Annotated in this window: 15 protein-coding genes and 2 pseudogenes; 11 read left to right on the forward strand and 6 right to left on the reverse strand. The window is 53.8% G+C overall.

The genetic code is table 11. From position 1 onward, the window contains the following. Nucleotides 1-29 precede the first annotated feature (29 nt). The 4 genes from ACO0LE_RS02100 (at nucleotide 30) to ACO0LE_RS02115 (ending at nucleotide 2848) form a co-directional block, all read left to right on the forward strand. Nucleotides 30-524: a YbaK/EbsC family protein gene (locus ACO0LE_RS02100; protein WP_422958766.1), complete on the forward strand. Its 495-nt coding sequence runs from the start codon at nucleotides 30-32 to the stop codon at nucleotides 522-524. Then, nucleotides 524-742, forward strand: a complete 219-nt coding sequence (locus ACO0LE_RS02105) for a DUF1289 domain-containing protein (protein WP_422958767.1) — start codon at nucleotides 524-526, stop codon at nucleotides 740-742. The genes ACO0LE_RS02100 and ACO0LE_RS02105 overlap by 1 nt, the downstream gene beginning before the upstream one ends. 138 nt (nucleotides 743-880) lie before the next feature. Beyond that, nucleotides 881-1822, forward strand: coding sequence for an MBL fold metallo-hydrolase (locus ACO0LE_RS02110; protein ID WP_422958768.1), 942 nt, complete (start codon nucleotides 881-883; stop codon nucleotides 1820-1822). A gap of 111 nt (nucleotides 1823-1933) precedes the next feature. Then, on the forward strand, nucleotides 1934-2848 hold the full coding sequence (locus ACO0LE_RS02115; RefSeq protein WP_422958769.1) for an alpha/beta hydrolase: 915 nt from the start codon (nucleotides 1934-1936) through the stop codon (nucleotides 2846-2848). 16 nt (nucleotides 2849-2864) lie between these two features. On the opposite strand, the gene ACO0LE_RS02120 is transcribed toward ACO0LE_RS02115, so the two are convergent. Further along, nucleotides 2865-4040, reverse strand: coding sequence for an acyltransferase family protein (locus tag ACO0LE_RS02120; protein ID WP_422958770.1), 1176 nt, complete (start codon nucleotides 4038-4040; stop codon nucleotides 2865-2867). A gap of 375 nt (nucleotides 4041-4415) precedes the next feature. Between ACO0LE_RS02120 and ACO0LE_RS02125 the strand changes: the two genes are divergently transcribed. The 4 genes and pseudogenes from ACO0LE_RS02125 to ACO0LE_RS02140 form a co-directional block, all read left to right on the forward strand. Continuing rightward, on the forward strand, nucleotides 4416-4799 hold the full coding sequence (locus ACO0LE_RS02125; RefSeq protein ID WP_422958771.1) for a BlaI/MecI/CopY family transcriptional regulator: 384 nt from the start codon (nucleotides 4416-4418) through the stop codon (nucleotides 4797-4799). Then, nucleotides 4796-6610, forward strand: a complete 1815-nt coding sequence (locus ACO0LE_RS02130; RefSeq protein ID WP_422958772.1) for a penicillin-binding transpeptidase domain-containing protein — start codon at nucleotides 4796-4798, stop codon at nucleotides 6608-6610. Before ACO0LE_RS02125 ends, ACO0LE_RS02130 begins: the two co-directional genes overlap by 4 nt. A 32-nt stretch (nucleotides 6611-6642) precedes the next feature. Further along, on the forward strand, nucleotides 6643-8313 hold the full coding sequence (gene bla / locus ACO0LE_RS02135) for a subclass B3 metallo-beta-lactamase (RefSeq protein WP_422958773.1): 1671 nt from the start codon (nucleotides 6643-6645) through the stop codon (nucleotides 8311-8313). Between the two features lie 46 nt (nucleotides 8314-8359). Next, nucleotides 8360-8635, forward strand: a pseudogene (locus ACO0LE_RS02140) (IS30 family transposase); the annotation flags it as partial. Nucleotides 8636-9255: 620 nt separating this feature from the next. Here ACO0LE_RS02140 and ACO0LE_RS02145 read toward each other — a convergent pair. From ACO0LE_RS02145 to ACO0LE_RS02155, 3 genes and pseudogenes are all read right to left on the reverse strand, one after another. Continuing rightward, a pseudogene (locus ACO0LE_RS02145) lies at nucleotides 9256-11745 on the reverse strand (DEAD/DEAH box helicase). A 207-nt stretch (nucleotides 11746-11952) separates the two neighbouring features. Next, entirely contained in the window at nucleotides 11953-12807 is an 855-nt protein-coding gene (locus ACO0LE_RS02150; protein WP_422958774.1) for an enoyl-CoA hydratase-related protein, read from the reverse strand. A 139-nt stretch (nucleotides 12808-12946) separates the two neighbouring features. Beyond that, on the reverse strand, nucleotides 12947-13594 hold the full coding sequence (locus ACO0LE_RS02155; protein ID WP_422958775.1) for a TetR/AcrR family transcriptional regulator: 648 nt from the start codon (nucleotides 13592-13594) through the stop codon (nucleotides 12947-12949). Nucleotides 13595-13794: 200 nt separating this feature from the next. Here ACO0LE_RS02155 and ACO0LE_RS02160 point away from each other — a divergent pair, with 200 nt between their 5' ends. The 3 genes from ACO0LE_RS02160 to ACO0LE_RS02170 all read left to right on the forward strand — a co-directional run bounded on the left by ACO0LE_RS02160 (nucleotide 13795) and on the right by ACO0LE_RS02170 (nucleotide 16684). After that, on the forward strand, nucleotides 13795-14769 hold the full coding sequence (locus ACO0LE_RS02160; RefSeq protein ID WP_422958776.1) for an NAD(P)H-dependent flavin oxidoreductase: 975 nt from the start codon (nucleotides 13795-13797) through the stop codon (nucleotides 14767-14769). Nucleotides 14770-15094: 325 nt separating this feature from the next. Beyond that, nucleotides 15095-16225 (forward strand): carbonic anhydrase family protein, encoded by a 1131-nt coding sequence (locus ACO0LE_RS02165; RefSeq protein ID WP_422958777.1) that lies wholly within the window; start codon nucleotides 15095-15097, stop codon nucleotides 16223-16225. A gap of 282 nt (nucleotides 16226-16507) precedes the next feature. Then, a complete protein-coding gene (locus tag ACO0LE_RS02170; protein WP_422958778.1) occupies nucleotides 16508-16684 on the forward strand; it encodes a hypothetical protein in 177 nt (58 codons plus the stop codon). 111 nt (nucleotides 16685-16795) lie between these two features. Here ACO0LE_RS02170 and ACO0LE_RS02175 read toward each other — a convergent pair whose 3' ends face one another. Together ACO0LE_RS02175 and ACO0LE_RS02180 are read right to left on the reverse strand one after the other, a co-directional pair. Further along, the gene (locus ACO0LE_RS02175) at nucleotides 16796-18055 is read right to left on the reverse strand and encodes a phenylacetate--CoA ligase family protein (protein WP_422958779.1); all 1260 of its coding nucleotides are present in this window, start codon (nucleotides 18053-18055) and stop codon (nucleotides 16796-16798) included. Nucleotides 18056-18146: 91 nt separating this feature from the next. Next, complete coding sequence (locus tag ACO0LE_RS02180) at nucleotides 18147-18959, reverse strand: ABC transporter ATP-binding protein (RefSeq protein WP_422958963.1); 813 nt, start codon at nucleotides 18957-18959, stop codon at nucleotides 18147-18149. Nucleotides 18960-19031 lie beyond the last annotated feature (72 nt).

Here is a 19031-nt window from a genome sequence, read left to right on the forward strand (position 1 = left end):
GAATGGAAACTTCGGTTTAATTAATTACTATGTCATCACATCCTACGCTTCCAGATACAGCACAGCGCGTCGCCGCTTTGCTACAACAACTCGCTCATGATCACAGCGTCGTCATGCTACCGGAAACTGGCAGGACGTCTGCCGAGGCCGCTGCCGGTCTCGGTTGCAGTGTCGCCGAAATTGCCAAATCGATTGTTTTTCGCCGCTTATCCGATAATGCCGCTGTGATGGTGGTTGCCAGCGGTAGCAATCGTGTCGATGAGGCCAAAGTCGCAGCACTTGTCGGCCCATTGGGCAAGGCTGATGCGAAGTTCGTGAAAGAAAAAATTGGCTATGCAATTGGTGGCGTCTGTCCTATTGGACACGTCGAAAAAACAGTTATGCTGATCGACCAGGACTTGCTGCAATACGCCGCAGTCTGGGCCGCAGCCGGACATCCGCATGCTGTGTTCAAACTGACGCCCGCACAATTGATTGCGATGACGCAGGCACCGGTGGCAGATATCGCCTTGAGGGCCGTCTGATGAGTATTTTGTACGATTACGATCCGACGAGCGCACAGGCCGCCGTCAATGAAGTACCGTCGCCTTGCGTTGGTATCTGTAAAATGAATGAGAAGCGGAGCTGGTGCGTTGGCTGCTTTCGTAGCATTGATGAGATCACGATGTGGAGCCGCGCCAGCAATGATACTAAGCGACGCGTCTGGATCGAGATTAAACAGCGTATGTTTGAGCCGGGTTAGGCTAGATCTTGTTCAGATTTTTTTAAAAAAATGAAACAACCCAAACAACTCAACAATTCAGATCAGGCAGTTCAGATTATTTAGTTCAGATCACTTAGTTCCGATTAATTAATCAAGCCAAAATAAGCGACGACCTCTATGTCAACATCAGCCGCACAAGTACCAGAACTGCCTGCCAGCATGCAGGTATTCGAGCGGGGCTGGCTGTCGTCGAATAATATTTTATTCATTGATGACGCGTCTGATTCTGCATCTGCTGCGCTGGTTGATAGCGGCTATATGACCCATGCTGATCAGACGCTGGCGCTAGTGCGGCATGCACTGCAAGCGCGGCCACTCGATCTGCTGATCAACACCCATCTGCATTCCGATCATTGCGGTGGCAACGCAATATTGCAACATACTTATCGCTGCCATACTCTGATTCCGGAGGCAGATGCCGCAGCGGTCGCTGCATGGGATGACGACGCATTGACCTTCAGTGCGACTGGACAGCGTTGCCAGCGGTTCACGTTTGATGGCATCCTGTCCCACGGTCAGCAGCTGCATCTGGGCGGTTTATCATGGCAGGCAATGGCTGCACCAGGGCATGATCCTCACTCATTTATGTTGTACTGCGCCAGCGAGGCGATACTCATTTCTGCGGATGCATTGTGGCAAAACGGTTTTGGCGTTATTTTCCCCGAGCTGGAAGCTGAGTCGGGTTTTGCCGAGCAGGCTGCAGTGCTGGATTTGATCGAGAGACTCGATGTCCGTATCGTCATTCCCGGTCATGGCGCGCCGTTTAGTGACGTGTCAGATGCGATCGATCGTGCCCGCAGCCGGCTTGCGTATTTATCCGCCGATCCCAGACGCAATGCGCGGAATGCGCTTAAAGTCATGATCGCTTTTCAGCTCCTGGAGTCGCAGCAATTGCCGCTCCTTCAGATCAGGCAATCCTTAGTTCAGAATCGCCTGATGCAAGCCTCGGCGCGTCTTGTCGATGAGCTACTGGATCCTTTGCTCGACTCTCTGATCGCAGATTTGCTGAAGTCCGGTGTCGCAAGCCTGCAAGGTGATGTCTTAATCAGCACACGTTAATCAGTACACCTTAAGTCTGATGCCCTGCATCATCAGTCTCAATCTTGAGATTGTTGAAACCAAAAGCGATATTCCTGCGAATAAAGTTGTACACATCTTGTTGGAGGTATCGTGGCAGTCTGGCTCAAAATACTACTTTCCTTTAGCGCATTGCTGATGCTGTTTGGCGTGATCGCTGCTTGCTCCCCAGTGCGTACGATTAATGCCCTGACACCCGGTTCAGCCTATGTCAAAACGGCGGACCTTGCCTACGGATCAGATCCACGGCAAAAACTCGATATCTATGCCCCGGCTCATGCGCCCTCTGGCAGTAGCGTTCCTGTCGTGGTGTTCTTTTATGGCGGAACCTGGAACTCCGGTCAGCGTGCGGATTATCTCTTCGTAGCAGAGGCGCTCACATCACGCGGCATCCTCTGTGTGCTGGCAGATTACCGGCTATACCCTCAAGTCCGTTATCCGGCTTTTTTGCAGGATGGTGCGCTGGCGATTGCCTATGTCAAAAAAGAGATACCGCGTTATGGCGGAGATCCTTCTCGCCTTTTTGTGATGGGGCACAGCGCGGGGGCTTATAACGCGGCAATGCTCGCGCTCGATCCGCGCTGGCTGGCAGAAGTCGGGATGCAGCCAACGATATTTCGAGGTCTGATCGGACTGGCCGGGCCCTATGACTTTATTCCGATTACCAATGTCGATGCCCGTCCGGTATTTTTTTATCCCGATACACCCAGAGATTCACAACCGGTTCATCACGTCAGCGCCAGTGCGCCGCCCAGCCTGCTCATTGCGCCGTTGGAGGATAAATTAGTGAATCCTGTGCGTAACACGACGGGCTTGGCAAACAAGCTCCGTGCCGCGGGTGTGTCGGTGCAGGAATTTCACTTCGACCATACTAACCATGTCAGCCTGATTGGTAGTATGGCCTGGCCTTTACGCGCTCTCGCACCAACTCTCGATACCGTGACTCAGTTTGTGTTGAGCGACGGTGGTAGAAATCCTGTAATTTCAGTAGTACCTGCTGTACCTTAGTCCCGGATAATCATGGTCAGACCCTTGCAGGATTCATTTTCTTGAACACGATTTTTCCATTTAAAAATCGACCTAGCCAGGTATGTCTTACCAGCAGTTGATAACTCAGCAGACAGACAGCGCTCGTCAGCACGATATTGACAGCAATGCGTCCGACGGCATTGAGCGGACTGTTATACAGCAATGCTCCGAAGCCGATGGTCACCACCAGATGAACCAGATAGACCCAGTAAGAACTCTCTGCGATATACGCCAGGAACCGGTTTTGTTTTGGCAGGTAATGTAAAAACAGACCGACCATGCCAAAGCACCACAACCAACTGACACAGTTATATAAAAACGCCATCCCCGCCTTGAGCGGTAACAGACTGTCTTGCAGGGTTTCAAAGCGTTTAAACAGCCCCAGATAGATAAACAAAAGTACAAAGCCAGCCAGCATATAACGCCAGCGATAGCGCACATAGAGGGCTAATACAGTCGTTTGATTTTGATACAGGTAGCAGCCAAAAACAAAGAACAGCCCGCTATGGAGGAACTCTGCCGGGTCGGGAATGAACGACCCTCCCGGCGCTACCACGCCACCGCGATAGAACGCACCGGTCACCGCCAATGGCAAAGCCAGTACCAAGAAGCCCCACCACGCCGAGGACAGGATTTTCCAGATGTGAGTGATACGAGTTTTCAGCGTATCCGTCAGATGGTGACTCAGGCGATATACGGCGGCTGCGGTCAGGCAAAAGAGCATCAGGTAATAGATAAACCAAAGATGCAGCGTATGTATGACCGCTTTGCCCGGTATCTGCGGAATCAGTGAAGTATCAAATCCGACGGTACCAAACTGGTTCAGATGTACATACAAACTGATCATCAAACCGGAGGCGATAAAGAGCGGAGGCCAGAACGCGATAAAAGGCAGCGCCAGGCGACGCATACGGTTACTTAACATCGCCTCTGCTCCGCGCTGTTGCAGCTGCATGCCCACAAAAAATCCGGCCACGATAAAAAATACCGGTATCCGGAATGCATGGATGACGACAACCAGCAAATCTGCCGCCAGCGTACTCTGATTGTCGTGCCAGGGTAGCATGCGTGGTCCGGCCATATAAATGACGGCGACGTGTAGGACAATGCCTAGCCACATCATGACTGCGCGGAGATTATCGAGTGAATGCAGACGTTGTCCTTGGTGCATAAAATATCCTTATTGACGAATCTGTATGTGAATGCAGAGACAACAGAAAGTGTGGCAACACGCGATCCATCCAGCCATTCTCGTTCATCTTTGTATCGTTCAAAATTTGCTGCGGACTACTGAGTATTCTCATCAAACCGGACAGCAATTCTCATCGCTAGGCGGACACCAGTTTGCACTGAAAACCGGACGCCCTTTCTCAACTTAAACCGGACACTAGTGAGCATTCGTGCGACCACCGCGACCTAATCGTATCGAACACAGGCGCCGATTCTCGTATTCGGTGCTTTGAGGGAATTCCTGGGTTCTAATTGCTTGACCGATCCGCGACATATGTCGCACAATGGTGTCACTTGTCACAAATGAGAGCCGATCTTGTCCATCCCTTCGCTTACCGAACTCAGCCTGCTAAAGGCACTGTGGCGCCAGCAGCCCTTGAGCGCGCGTGAAATCCACGAGCGCGTCGAGGAGGAACTGGGCTGGTCCTATTCCTCGACCCGTAAAACGCTCGAGCGCATGCTGGACAAGGGCATGGTCGCGCAGCACGTCCGCCATGGCGTGCAGGTGTATGAAGCAGTGCTGGAAAAGGTCGATACCTTGGCAGCCTTTGCGCACGATTTCGGCAAGCGCGTGATGGAAATCGACGCGCCGCTGCCGGTGATGATGTTCACGGGCAGCAAGCTGGTTGACGAACAGGAGCTCGCTCAGCTTGAGCAATTGCTGCAGCACTGGCCGGCCGACGCGGACGAGCCCCAATGACATCGCTTGACCTTATGCTAGCGCGGCTACTGCTGGCAGCCGCTGGCTCGCTGCTGGCCGGCTGCGCGATCTGGGCCGTTGCCACGCTGTGCCACAAATGCCTGCCGGCGCTCTCCCAGCAGCGCTCGCTCTGGCTGCTGGGGCAGCTGGCGGTAGCAGCAGTGTTCGTCGCGATGCTGTTGCCGACGACCGAACGCCTGCGGGTGGTGCCTGTGCTCGAGATGGGAGAACGCGTACCGCCGGATACCGCCGCGGCGTCTGTGCCGGCGGCGGCACGCCCTGCCCCGGCGTCCGCACCGGCGCTGGCATCCTCATCGCGGCACGCCTGGTTGCGCGATGCAGCCCTCGCCTGGCTCGCGCTGTACATGCTCAGTCTCGTTCATGCGCTGTACCGCTGGCGGCGCGGCCAGCGTCTGCTGGATGCGCTGGCTGCCAGTGGCGATCCCGTTACCGAACTGGGCGCTCATGCCGGATTCGCAGCACAGGCGCACACATCGCTGCCCGCCGTGATCGAAGTCGACGCGCCCATTTCTCCGATGCTGCAAGGTCTGTTCAAGCCGCGCCTGCTTTTGCCGCGCCACCTGCGCAGTTTCGATCCGCTGCAGCAGCAGCTGATCATCGAACACGAATTGGCACACTTGCGCCGCCACGACCTCCGTTGGAGTGCGTCCGCCCTCGCACTGCAGTGCCTGTTCTGGTTCAATCCCTTCATGCGTATGCTGCGCGTGCGCCTGGGCTGGGCTCAGGAGTTCGCCTGCGACCTCGACGTGCTGCGCATGCGGCCTCAGGGCGAGCGCAAGGCTTATGCGGCGGCGCAGGTCGCACAACTGAAGCTTCAACAGTGCCCGTCCAGCATGGCGCTGGCGTTCGGCAACAGCGCAGGGCCGTCGCTGACCGCGCGCATCAATCTGATTCGCACACCGAAAGCAGCTCAGGGCGCTTGGACGCGCGTCGCCGCATTCGGCTGCCTGGCAGCAGTGGTCTGCGCCAACCTGGCGCTGCAGCCGGCGCTCGGCTGGCATGCCGCCGGCGTGCCGGACGGCCACGCGCAACTGCTAGCGAACGCATGGCCGGGCATGCCGTCTGCAACATCGGCGCCGCTCGATTGCACGGTCGTGATAGATGCGGGTAGCGGCGCCGCCCTGGTCCGCAAAGGCAGCTGCGACGAGCGCGTCACCCCTGCGTCGACTTTTAAAATCGCCATCAGCCTGATGGGCTTCGACAACGGCGTGCTGCGCGATGAACACACACCCTACCTGCCGTACAAGACGAGCTATGCGGCCGGTAATCCATCTTGGCGCCACGGCACCGATCCGGCCCGCTGGCTGCGCGAATCGGTCCTGTGGTATTCGGACCAGGTGAGGTCGCGGCTGGGCGCAGCAGCCGTTCGCAGCTATGTCGAAGCGTTCGACTATGGCAACCGCGGCCGTACCGGCGTGAACGATACGGTCGCGCTTTCCGAGCTCAGCCCCACGCTTAAGATTTCGCCGATCGAGCAAACCGTCTTCCTGCGCAAGCTCGTCAACCGCAGCCTGCCGGTATCCCCTCACGCCTACGATATGACAGCACGCCTGCTCAAGGGCGAGGCACTCGCGAACGGGTGGGAGGTCTACGGCAAGACCGGCACGGCAAACATACGGCTGCCGGACGGCAGCGAAGACTCAATTGGTTGGTTCGTCGGCTGGGCCAACAAAGGCGGCCGCACGCTGGTGTTCGCGCGGCTGTTGGAACAACCGGTCCGCACCGATGGCTATGGTGGTCCGCTAACCCGCGACGCGTTCCTGAGTGAACTGGCGCGGAGCACGCTGTAGCTCGGCCCCGGTGGTGTCCGGAGACAAGATTTTTGGCAACGACGCATAAAGGCGTTTTAAAAATGAAAAAGAAATATGTTTGCTTATCCGCTATCGTGTTTGCTGCCTCTCTGGTTACCGCCAAGGCAGCAGACTGGTACGCCCCACAGGAACCATTTGCTATCTATGGCAATACCTACTACGTTGGTACCGGCGGCATCAGTGCGGTACTGATTACTTCTCCGGCCGGTCATATTCTTATCGATGTCGGCGCTCCGATGTCGCCACCCCAGATCGTGGAACACATCCGTAAATTGGAATTCAAAGTCGAGGACATCCGCTACATACTCAATTCGCATGCGCACCACGACCATGCGGGTGGCATTGCCGAACTACAGAAGCTGAGCGGTGTCACGGTATTGGCGAGCCCGGCGTCGCTGGATATTATCTCGAGCGGTCAGCCGGACAAAACCGACCCGCAATTCCCCAATCTGGTTCCGATGACACCTGTCACGAAGATTCGTGTAATCCATAACGGCGAAGTGGTCCGACTTGGGCCAATCGCGCTAACCGCACACTTCACATCCGGGCACACCAAAGGAGGAATCAGCTGGACCTGGCAATCGATGGAAAACGGACGGATGGCCAATATGGTTTATGCGGACAGCCTGTACGCGTTGTCCGGCGACGGGATCCGCTTCAGCGACAACCCGGGTTACTCCAATGCGAAAGCAGCCGTTGAGGGATCCATCGCCACGGTCGAGTCACTCAGGTGTGACGTACTCGTGTCCGCCCACCCGGAATTGAGCGGTTTGTGGGAGCGAAAGGCGAAGCAGCCGGCACTCGGCAACGCCGCCTTTATCGATAAGGACGCGTGCCGCAACTACGCTGCCAAGGCCCGAGCCAAGCTTGCACAAACACTCGCTGAAGACACGGCTACTTCACAAACTGACAAGGCGGCAATACTGAAGCATGAGGTGATCAATAGCGCGGAACCGATGGCACGTGATGTGGTTGCATCTGTTGAGCCCAGTTTATTTGAGCAGAAAACTTTTACGGCATCGAATGGGATTGTGCTGCCGTACAGAATTTTGACTCCAATTAAGCTGGAGCCAGGAGTTCGCTATCCCCTGGTACTTCAACTGCACAGCTCAGGCGGAATCGGCACCGATAACCTTCAACAGCTCGATCGCCTGGCAAAATCCTGGGCAATGCCAGAGATCCGCGCAAGATATAAAACATACGTACTTGTACCGCAGCTTCCAGTCAGAAGTGCGAACTACGGCCCGCCGTCACCAGATCAATACGCTGAACACTCAACAGCCTTTATTGCGGCGCTCGAACTTGTCGAGAAATTCGCTCAAGAGAACTCGGTGGACAGCGCGAGAATTTATGCGCTCGGATTCTCGATGGGAGGCTCGGCAGCCTGGCTTGCGCCAACATTGAAGCCGAACTTGTTTGCAGCCATCATGCCAATCTCAGGCATCGCGCCAAAAAATACATCCGCAGATGCCCTTCAGGACTTGCCGATCTGGGTCATGCATGGCAATGCTGATGCAGAGAACCCAATTTTTGCCGACCACAGGATAACGAAGCTGATTAGAAGGCGCGGTGGTCAACGCATTTTCTTCAGGGAGTATGATGGCCTAGATCATCAATTGCCCGCAGATCTCTACCCTGGTTATTGGTGGCGAAACTGGCTTTTTGAGCAGCATCGTCATTGAGACGACGTATGTAACGATGCGGAATGAGTTTGCGGTCGCAGCCCAAAATACCGAAACGGTCGTCAACGCATTGATTGACAATGCCCGCAGATTGCTACACGAGCTCTATAAATCGCTGACCTGGGATCCTGGCAGCGAGCTGGCTGGGCATAAACACTTTACGTTGGCCACCGACATCCAAGTCTACTTCTGCGATCCACAAAACCCATGGCAGCGTGGCTCGAATGAAAATACCAATGGCCTGTTGCGGCAGTATTTCCCCAAGGGGTTGGATATTTCCACTTATTCGCAAGAGCAACTCGATGCGGTAGCCAGAAGACTAGCCAATGTCTGCTTTACAGCCGCTCGCTGCAGGTGGCGAGCGCCCCCTGGCGTCAGGGTCTGTTGCGAGCATTACCTGTCCGCTTTCGCGAAAGAATACGTGTCCGTTTTGAGATGAGAATCAGTGACCGGTTTGAGGAGAATATTCACTACGACCGTTAATCACTTTACGGTCCCTGACGATATGCGATTGACCGGAATTTTATTGAGTTTGGTCGCTGACAAGAAAAGCATACTACGCTGATAAAAAAGTGGCGTATCGAACGATTACGACATCGGACTGAGAGAATTGTAAGCGCTAGAGTAAGAAAATTTCAAAAGCGAACTTTCTAAAAATATTCATATTAAAAAATCACATCGATAGGGCTTACGCAAAACTAAGACCACTCACTACAGAGACGCGGTGACACTGAGACACGGATACACAGAAAGGGACAAGGAGTAGCAGGAGTAAACAGTTCCATCGACTATCGAGTAAAGTATTTTTAGACGTTTCCAAAACTTAAACCGCATATCCAGTGCGGCTTCTGGGTCAAAAACACGTGGGAAAGTTTATGGAATAAGCGGATCCTGTTTTAGATACGATTCTTTTCAGAACATGTAAGCTTCGTTTGAAAGAAATCACACGCTCAAAGGTGCCAGTAACGCCTGCAGATCGTCTGCATTGAATTTCGGTGCTAGCGCTGCATCGCTACCTAGAACACCCTCTGCCAGTAATGCTTTACGCGCTTGCAGATCGAGAATGCGTTCTTCGATGCTGCCCTCGACTACCAGCTTATACACAAACACGGCTTGCTCCTGACCGATGCGGTGAGCGCGGTCGCTTGCTTGTTCTTCGACTGCCGGATTCCACCACGGATCCATATGAATTACCGTGTCAGCCGCCGTCAGATTGAGGCCGACACCACCGGCTTTCAGACTGATTAGCATGACGGGTACCTCCTTATTCTGGAACTGCGCGACGACGCTGCCGCGTTGTGCGGGCGGGGTTTTGCCGGTCAGGCTAAGGTAGGGCAATGCCAGCGTCGTTAGTCGTCCGGCGATCAAGTCGAGCATTTCTGTAAACTGGGAAAATACCAGCACACGGCGGCCTTCGACCACCAGACTGGGCAGCATATCGCTGAGCAGTTCAAGTTTGGCACGCTCCATGGTATCCGGTGTTTTTGTCCCTTTCAGCAGATAGGGATCGCAACATACCTGCCGCAATTTGAGCAAGGCATCGAGTATCGTGATCTGCGCTCCGGCAAAGCCTTTGCGCTGCAAAATACGGCGTACCTGCTCGTCGGCGGCGACCCGCACGCTCTCATACAGATCGCGTTGTTGTCCGCTCAATTTGAGCCGTTTAATGATCTCAGTCTTGGGCGGCAATTCGCTGGCGACATCCTGCTTCCGGCGTCGCAAAATAAAGGGGCGCACGCGTTGTGCCAGCAGTTGTGCGCGCAGAGTCTCACCATTAATTTCGATGGGTTTACGCCATAAGCGGGTAAAGCTGCGCATGTCGCCAAGAAAGCCCGGCATCAAAAAATCAAACTGGGTCCACAACTCGCCAAGATGATTTTCCAGCGGCGTGCCGGTAATGCACAGGCGATGCCTGGCTCGTAAGCGGCGCACGGCGTTGGCACTGCGGCTGGCAGCGTTTTTGACGGTCTGGGCTTCGTCGAGTAGTAGCAGGTGGAAAGTCTGCGCTTCCAGCGTCGCCAGATCACGCCATAGCAGCGGATAGGTCGTCAGCACGATATCGGCATCTGCAATATTGGCAAATTCATCGGCGCGCTGTGCGCCTTGTAGTGCCAGTACACGTAAGCCCGGTGCCGTGCGCCGGGCTTCGGCCTGCCAGTTAAATACCAGCGAGGTTGGCAGGACGACCAGCGCCGGACGATCAAGCCGGCCCGCCTGTTTTTCAATCAGGATATGGGCAAGAGCTTGTGCAGTTTTTCCCAGCCCCATGTCGTCTGACAAAATACCTGCCAGATGATTTGCCCGTAAATATTGTAGCCAGGCGACACCATGTAATTGATATGGTCGCAGCGTAATGCCCAGACCTGCGGGGACACTGATCGCTTGTGGCTGACCAACGACTTGTAAACGCTTTGCCAGCATGCGTAAACCGGATTCGCCTTGCAATTGCCAGCCGCCATGCACACCGGCGCGCGCGGCCTGGCTCTTTAGCAAACTCAGGCGCAATGCCTCTATTCTCTGAGCATCCCAGGCTGATAATTGCAGGGGACCTTGCAATTTATCTTGCAGGCGTTTTTCATCGGTCAGCAATTCCAGCATGTGCATGACAATCGCTTTGAGCGGAGCAGCCAGCGCATCGACCCGCTTGCCGCCCGGCGCCCGTAACCGGATCACGGCCAGATCGTCAATCGCAGCGACTTGCGCCGCGTTCAGCCAGCGGGCGTCGCGCTGTATCAGATTCGCTAGCATGGGAACCAGATCCAGCACCTGACCGTCGATTTCTATCCCCAGACTGAGCAGCCACGATCCCTCGCGTGCCGGCAGTCCCAGCGGTGTGATGGCGGTGCTGTAACCGTGCATAGGCGATGCCACTTCTTTACCGCTTATTTCGCCGGTTTCCTGATCGATGATCAGATGCCAGGCATCGACAGGCACGCTCTCATGCGCGAAGCCCGGATGCACGACTACGGACCAGCCAAGCGCTTGCAATGCAGGTAATTGCTCGGCCCAAAAGTCAGCAAAAAAATCTTCTTGCTGCAAGCTCCATAAAGGCCCGAACGGCAGCGCGGCATCATTATTGCGCCATTGCAGACTTGCTGCGGGCACGGGTTACAAATGCAAATCCCAGACCCGATCCAGCGCATCTGCTTCTGCGCCGAGATCGCGTAGTAACACGACGGGTTTTCCTTCTGAATCAAGCAGATCCTGTGTGGAATGCGGGCGGCGATTGAGTAAAGTGGTCGGTGCCGACGTCTGCCAGCGTATTCCCGTGTCTGTAGTGTAGAGCCAGTCAATCTGGACAACCGTTACACTGCCGCCACGTGGTCCGAAGGTACCGGTCGGTTTCATTCCTAATAAGCCATCGCCACGCGTCAGGGTTTGCAGCGTGATGCGCGGGCGGAAGATGCCAGTCAGATTGTGAGGCGTCGTCATCGAACGACTTTGATTAGTGGCCGCACGTTGGTTTCAACGCTAACCCCTGAACGCCAATGGCAGGCAAAAATACGGATCATGTAGGTAAATTGGTCAGCATTGAATAAACAGTGATTTCATCATCATAAGCGATGTGATGAGATCACTGCTGTGCGCATGATCTTACAACCCGTATTTTGCAAATTAATCGTTAGTGTGTTGACGTGCTCATTTCAATTGATAAGGCGCGTCTTCAAAAGAACTGATGGGCGCCAGATCGGCATATTCTGTTGGCCTGCCTTGTTGTTTCGCCATAAAGGCTTCCATCAGATTGCTGCTTTGCCAGATGCCCGATTGCAGCCAGCCCATTTGTTGCAAGGCATCGTGAGTTGAATGGTCGCGCGCGTAGTGGATCGCCTGTTTGCTGCCCCAGATTGCTACCGGCGGTTTGCTGGCGATTTCGGCTGCCATGTGCAGCGCGGCTTCTACCATTAATTCTCGGCTCTCGAACACTTCGTTCACCAGTCCGACCGCCAGTGCGCGCTGGGCTGGCAGGCGACGACCGGTATAAGCCATCTCATGCACGATGCCCTCGGGGATCAGTTTAGGTAAGCGCTGTAAGGTACCGAGATCCGCAGTCATGCCGATATTAATTTCCTGGATGCAGAAAAAAGCATCAGCGCTGGCGAGCCGGATATCGCTCGCGCAGATCAGATCGACGCCGCCACCGATACAGCCGCCATGAATCGCACTGATGACTGGCATGCGCAATTGCTCGATCAGATTAAAAGAGTGATGCATGTCTCGCAGCACCAGCGTGATATTGGCGCGACCGACCGCGGTGGCATCATCCAGACTCACACCGCCACCCGCGAATACATCGAGCGCCATCCCGGCAGTGAAATGTTTACCGGTCGATGAAATCACTAGCGCCCGTGCCGATGCCTCACGTTGCAGAGTACTAAGAATACTCACCAACTCACGAAAAAATACCGGCTGCATCGTGTTCATACTGGCCGGTCGGTTAAATTGCAGATGAGCGACTTTGTCCTTGATGCTGAAGTCAAAACATTGATAAGTCATAGGGTCTCCGGAGATGGTAATCGTGGGCGATTGTTGTTGATTGTTGGTGATGTAGCTAATAGTGCGGATACAAATGGCGTAAGAGTGCAGCGTAAAAATTGCGAGGCAAACTAATTTGCCGTATCAAATTCAGGATATTTTATTCGGGATGTTTTAGCGAATGCAGCACCGCCCGGATTGCAGCGCGGTAAAGTTCATCCGAATGTTCTTTTTTCAGGTAATAGCCTTTGAGCTCCAGACTGATCACACCATGCATTGCTGCCCACAACAAGCGGGCCGCGGCACTCGGGCTGGATTTAGGCAAGCTGCCTTCTTGCATGCAATGCTCAAATTCATTAATCAGCGGCGTGAATGATTCCCACGCTGCGACCCGCGATTCCAGCGGCGGCAAAAATCCGGCAATCGCATCACCGAACATCACCATGTAATAGCTGGGGTTGCGTCTGGCGTAATTGTGATAATTGGTCGCATACATCCAGATACGATCAAGCCCGTGGTTTTTTTGCGAGGTGGGCAGACTGGCCTCATGTTGTGTGAAATCCTGGATCAGGCGGCTAAAACCTTCCAGATACAACGCATTGGACAATCCGTCTTTGCCGCCGAACAGCGAGTACAACAAGGTGGTGGAGCAATTCACCGCATCGGCTACTTTGCGCACGGTCAGTGCTGCCGCGCCTTCTTCAACCAGCAAGCGGGTTGCCGCGTCGAGCATGCCCTGACGCAGCGTGTTGCGCAGCTCTTCCTGCCCTTGCTTAAAATCGATGACTTTGGTTTTCGGTATTGGCATAAATGACCCGCAAAATTCTTGTGAAAAACAACGTTTTTTCTGATAACATCATATCAGCCTCACTAAAAAACGCCAAGAACAACACGCTAAACACGCAACCAACCCAGGTTACTTGTGCAATTTGATTGATACTGCAACGCCTGGCGCCAGCTCGGTATCATCCAGTGAGAACCAATTTAATTAAGAGACCGGACCCCCTTATGACGACTTCTCACCTGCCTAAAGCGTTACAGAATCTTTCCTTGCCGGTTATCGGCTCACCGCTGTTTATCGCCAGCGGACCCAAGCTGGTTGCCGCCCAATGCAAGGCCGGTATTGTCGGCTCATTTCCTGCGCTGAACGCTCGTCCTGCGGAACTGCTCGATACCTGGCTGACCGATCTCAAAGCCGAGCTGGCCGAGTATCAGGCGGCTAACCCTGATGCTATCGTTGGCCCTATTGCCGTCAATCAAATCGTGCACCAGTCAAATGACCGTCTGGCACATGATGTCGAAGTCTGCGTCAAACATCAGATCCCCATCATCATCTCATCACTGCGCGCACCGCCAAAAGAAATGCTGGACGCCATCCATGGCTACGGCGGTATCGTGTTGCACGACGTGATCTCTATCCGTCACGCACAAAAAGCCTTGGAAGCCGGTGTTGACGGCCTTATTCTGGTGGCCGCGGGCGCTGGTGGTCACGCCGGTGGTCTATCCCCGTTCGCTCTGGTGGGCGAAGTCCGCAAATTCTTTAAAGGACCGATCGCTTTATCCGGCTCGGTTGCCTCCGGCGACGCAATTCTGGCAGCTCTGGCGATGGGCGCTGATTTTGCCTATATCGGCTCACGCTGGCTGGCAACGCAAGAGTCCAACGTCGATGATGCCTACCGTCAGGCGATTATTGAATCTAGCGCCGCCGATATCGTCTACACCAACCTGTTCACTGGGGTGCACGGCAACTACCTGAAAAAATCCATCGTCGCTGCAGGACTGGATCCCGACAACCTGCCAGTCGCAGACAAAACCGCCATGAACTTCGGCTCAGGCAGTAGCAGCAAAGCCAAAGCCTGGCGCGACATCTGGGGCGCAGGCCAGGGCGTAGGCCTGATGGAAGACGCACCAAGCGTCGCCGAAGTCGTCGCCCGACTGAAGGCAGAATACGATGCTGCAAAACAGCGTATCTGCAAGGCGTAGATTGAGATATTTACGAATACGGTAATTTAGGTACCGAAATTAAAAAGGCATCCGATGGATGCTTTTTTTCTGTTGAATAGTTGTCTGAGTCAATTAGTCGAAGTTGATTCTGGTCGCCGTCCTGACAACCTCCGTTATTCCTTTTCACCCTGCCAACTAAATTCCATCATCGGAAAAATTTCCTATTGTTAAAAGGGCACTTCTACCCACTTGGCAATCGATGTAACCGGCACCGTATGTATCTAAATAGCTGCCAAAATTCAAGTTTTTTCGCTTGTTTGCCGTAACCAGACTACCTCCAGCCTTTTCCGCGAAGAAACTTCTTATGCGCCGCCTCACTCTTGTTTTAATTACCTTATTGGCTCAGTTGACCTGTGTGCAAGTCCAGGCTAATGATGCGCCTACTCCTTCTAAGCCGATCAAGCAGGCGTCGGCGAAGGAGGAGGCTTCTTCAAAAGATAAGGAGGAGAGCAAGGCGTCCAGTAAAGAGAAAGACAGCAAGGACAAAGAGCCTAAGGAAAAGGACACCAAAGAGAGCAAAGCTAATGCGGCAGCGCGGGCAAAAGAGTCGCTTGCCGCTGACGAGCTCGCCGCCAAAATCGCTGAAAAGCTTGCCGTTATTCGTAAGGAAAAAGACGAGGCCAGCGTTCGCTCCAATCCGAATCCACGTCCAGTGATCCGCAATTCGTATATTGCACCGGTCAGAAAGCCGATCGAGTCAATGGAAAGCAAGACCAAGATGGCTGATGCGCACGGCGCGTCTACGTTGGCGGCGCATAGCGCTGTGCACTGGAGTTATGAAGGTGAGGGCGGTCCGCTAAGCTGGGGTAAGCTCAGTCCGGCTAACGCTAAATGCGATACCGGTGAGCGTCAGTCGCCGATTGATATCCGTGACGGGATTAAAGTTGAATTGGATCCGATTGGATTTGACTACAAATCCGCGAGTTTCAATGTTCTAGATAACGGCCACACAATCCAGGTCAATCTGGGCGCGGGTAACTACATCATGGTGGGCGGTCATAGCTATGAACTGGTGCAATTTCATTTTCATAAGCCCTCAGAAGAGCGGGTAAATGGTCGTAGTTTTGAGATGGTTGCGCATCTGGTACACAAAGATGCCAATGGCAAGCTCGCCGTTGTTGCCGTATTGATTGAGCGCGGCAAGCCGCAGGCGCTGGTGCAGCAGGTCTGGAATAATTTGCCTTTAGAAAAAGATGACCCGGTTAAGGCGCTGACCACGATCGACATGAATCAGATTTTGCCTGCCAAGCGTGACTACTACACTTACATGGGATCACTGACGACACCGCCATGCAGCGAAGGCGTGTTGTGGCTTGTGATGAAAGAGCCGATTGAAATTTCACCGGAACAATTGGCGATCTTTAACCGTTTGTATCCAATGAATGCGCGGCCCATCCAAAAACCGTCGGGTCGTCTGATTAAAGAATCGAATTAGTGTTGAGGGTGAAATTTACTATACTCCCTCTGTCTTTTGGAAAAATAGGCAGTAAACGCTAATGTTTGCTTTGTGAATTATTTATACTAGACGGGAGTATGTTTAGTGCTGTGAGTAACGTAGCGTCACCATACAAGGGGGACGACGTTTTTCCAGGCAACAATGACCGTGCACTACGCGGCGTGGCAAGGCTACAAACTCTTACAAATTCTGCGTCAACTCAACAGGCATCTCAGGGGTTATCTCCTTAGTGTTATGCACACTATTGAACAGGAGCACCCCATGCGTTTATCTCAACTTGCACTCATTAGTCTCATCGCTGCATCAGCCGCGTTATCCGGTTGCGCGGTGTATGCGCCTGCACCTTATGGCCCCGCTGTTGTCGTCAGACCCGTACCAGTTATCGTCAGTCCTGGCTGGGGTTATGGTTACGGCTACCATCACTGGCGTCGCTGGTAGTAGATGCGGTGACTGAGCCCATCCCGTCGCTTAAGGCTTCAGATTGCAGCTTGCAGGCTCAGCATTGAACCTTTCATCTGACATTTTAAAGACGGCAAACTACTTTGCCTGCTACTGATAGCTGCGTGCATCGTCAATGACTTTGCCGTCATTCGGTAATTGCAGATCATCGACAAATAGCACGTCACCGCGTAGTTTGGTGATCTCGCGTAAACTATCCACAATCGCTGCTTTCAGGGCTGCGTCGCGCATCGTGCTTTCGCAATGTAGTGTCATCGCGTCATTCGCCAATTCACCGGTGACGACCAGTCGTGCTTTACGGATTTCGGGATGCCGTTTGATGACTTCGGCAACTTGGGACGGATGGACAAACATGCCCTTGACCTTGGTGGTCTGGTCTGCGCGACCCATCCAGCCTTTGATGCGGGTATTGGTGCGGCCGCAGGGCGATATGCCGGGTAGTATCGCTGACATGTCACCGGTGCCAAAGCGAACCAAGGGATAATCTGGATTAAACGAGGTGATCACGACTTCGCCGACTTCTCCCTCCGCCACCAGATCTCCGGTGCCCGGTCTGACGATTTCGAGGATCAGGTCTTCATCGAGAATCATGCCGGGATTGAGTGTGCCATCGCTGACGGTTTCATACGCAATATTGCCAATATCGGCAGTCGCATACATCTGCACGACATTCGGTATGCCATGTTTTTGTAGCCACAGACGCAGGCTCGGTGGCAGCGCTTCTGCCCCAACGACGGCATATTGCAGGCTGGAGATATCGGCGCCCATCTCCGCCGCTTTTTCGATAATGATCTTTAAAAAACTTGGCGTACCAACGTACGCATCGGGGCGTAATTCTACGATCGCCTGCACCTGCATCTCTGTTTGGCCTGTACCTGCCGGGATCACTGTGCAGCCGATTCTGGCGGCGGCACCTTCGACCATAAAAGCCGCTGGCGTGAAGTGGTAGGAAAAACAGTTTTGAATCAGATGTCCGGCGCGCAAGCCAACCGCATGCAGCGGGCGCGCAAACCGCCACCAGTCCGGCGATCTGCCCTCGGGATCGAAGATCGGTCCCGGCGACATAAAGATGCGATTCATCTGCCGCACGCCCGTCGTTGTCAGTGCGCCGAATGGTAGTGCGCTTCTTTGTATTTGTTTCAGATCCGATTTACGCGTTACTGGCAGTTGCGCAAGGGCTGCGCGGCTTTTGATATCGCCGGCCTGTACTCCCTGCAAAATCGCGGCCCATCCCGCTGCGGTTTGTGCTTGTGCGATCAATTGCGGTAGCCGCGTCATCAATGCCTGCTCGCGGCTTTGTGGGTGACGGGTTTCTAATGCGTCCAGATATGCGTCAAAATATGCGCTCATGGCTGATAGAAAAAGGAAAGAAGGGGGTTGTCGGTAAAAATCACGTTGGTGTTATCGGAGAATGCCAATTCTGCTGAAAGCAGAAGCTAGGCTACGCCAGCCAGCGCTTACGACGGCGATAAAATTTCATGTCGCGAAAACTCTTGCGACCAGCACCGGAGACGCCGAGATAAAATTCTTTTACGTCTTCATTGGTGGCCAGATCTTTGGCATCACCTTCCATCACTACACGTCCGTTTTCCAAGATGTAGCCGAAGTCGGCGTAACGTAAAGCGACATTGGTGTTTTGTTCAGCCAGCAAGAAGGACACATTCTCTTTGGTATTCAGGCTTTTAACGATCTCGAAAATCTCTTCGACCAGTTGCGGTGCGATTCCCATTGATGGTTCATCGAGTAAAATCATTGACGGTTTTGCCATCAGGGCGCGTCCGATTGCACACATCTGCTGCTCGCCACCGGAGGTATAGCCCGCCAGCGAGCTGCGACGCTGACGTAAGCGTGGGAAGTAGTGATACACCATCTCCAGCGACTCTTTTAATTCGCTGCGCGAGATGCTACGGGTGTAGGCGCCGGTCAGTAAATTTTCTTCTATGCTCAGATGTGCAAAACAGTGGCGTCCTTCCATGACTTGCGACAGGCCGCGCTTGACGAGCTCGTTCGGGGTCAGGTGATCGACACGCTGTCCTTTAAAGCAAATATCCCCTTTGGTAATATCGCCGCGCTCATTGCGTAGCAGCGTCGAGATTGCTTTTAGCGTGGTGGATTTACCCGCGCCGTTGGCACCGAGCAGGGCGACGATTTTTCCTTGCGGGACTTGCAGCGAAATACCTTTGAGCACCAGGATCACATGGTCGTATATGACCTCAATATTGTTCACACTGAGATAGGCAGGATTTTGATCCATCACACTGGTGTCACTGTTGCCGCTATTGCCATATCCCGCATTGGTATTACTGATCGTGTGTATCGTCATGGT

Origin of the sequence: Undibacterium sp. Xuan67W, assembly GCF_049340165.1 — a bacterium.
Lineage (GTDB): Bacteria > Pseudomonadota > Gammaproteobacteria > Burkholderiales > Burkholderiaceae_D > Undibacterium.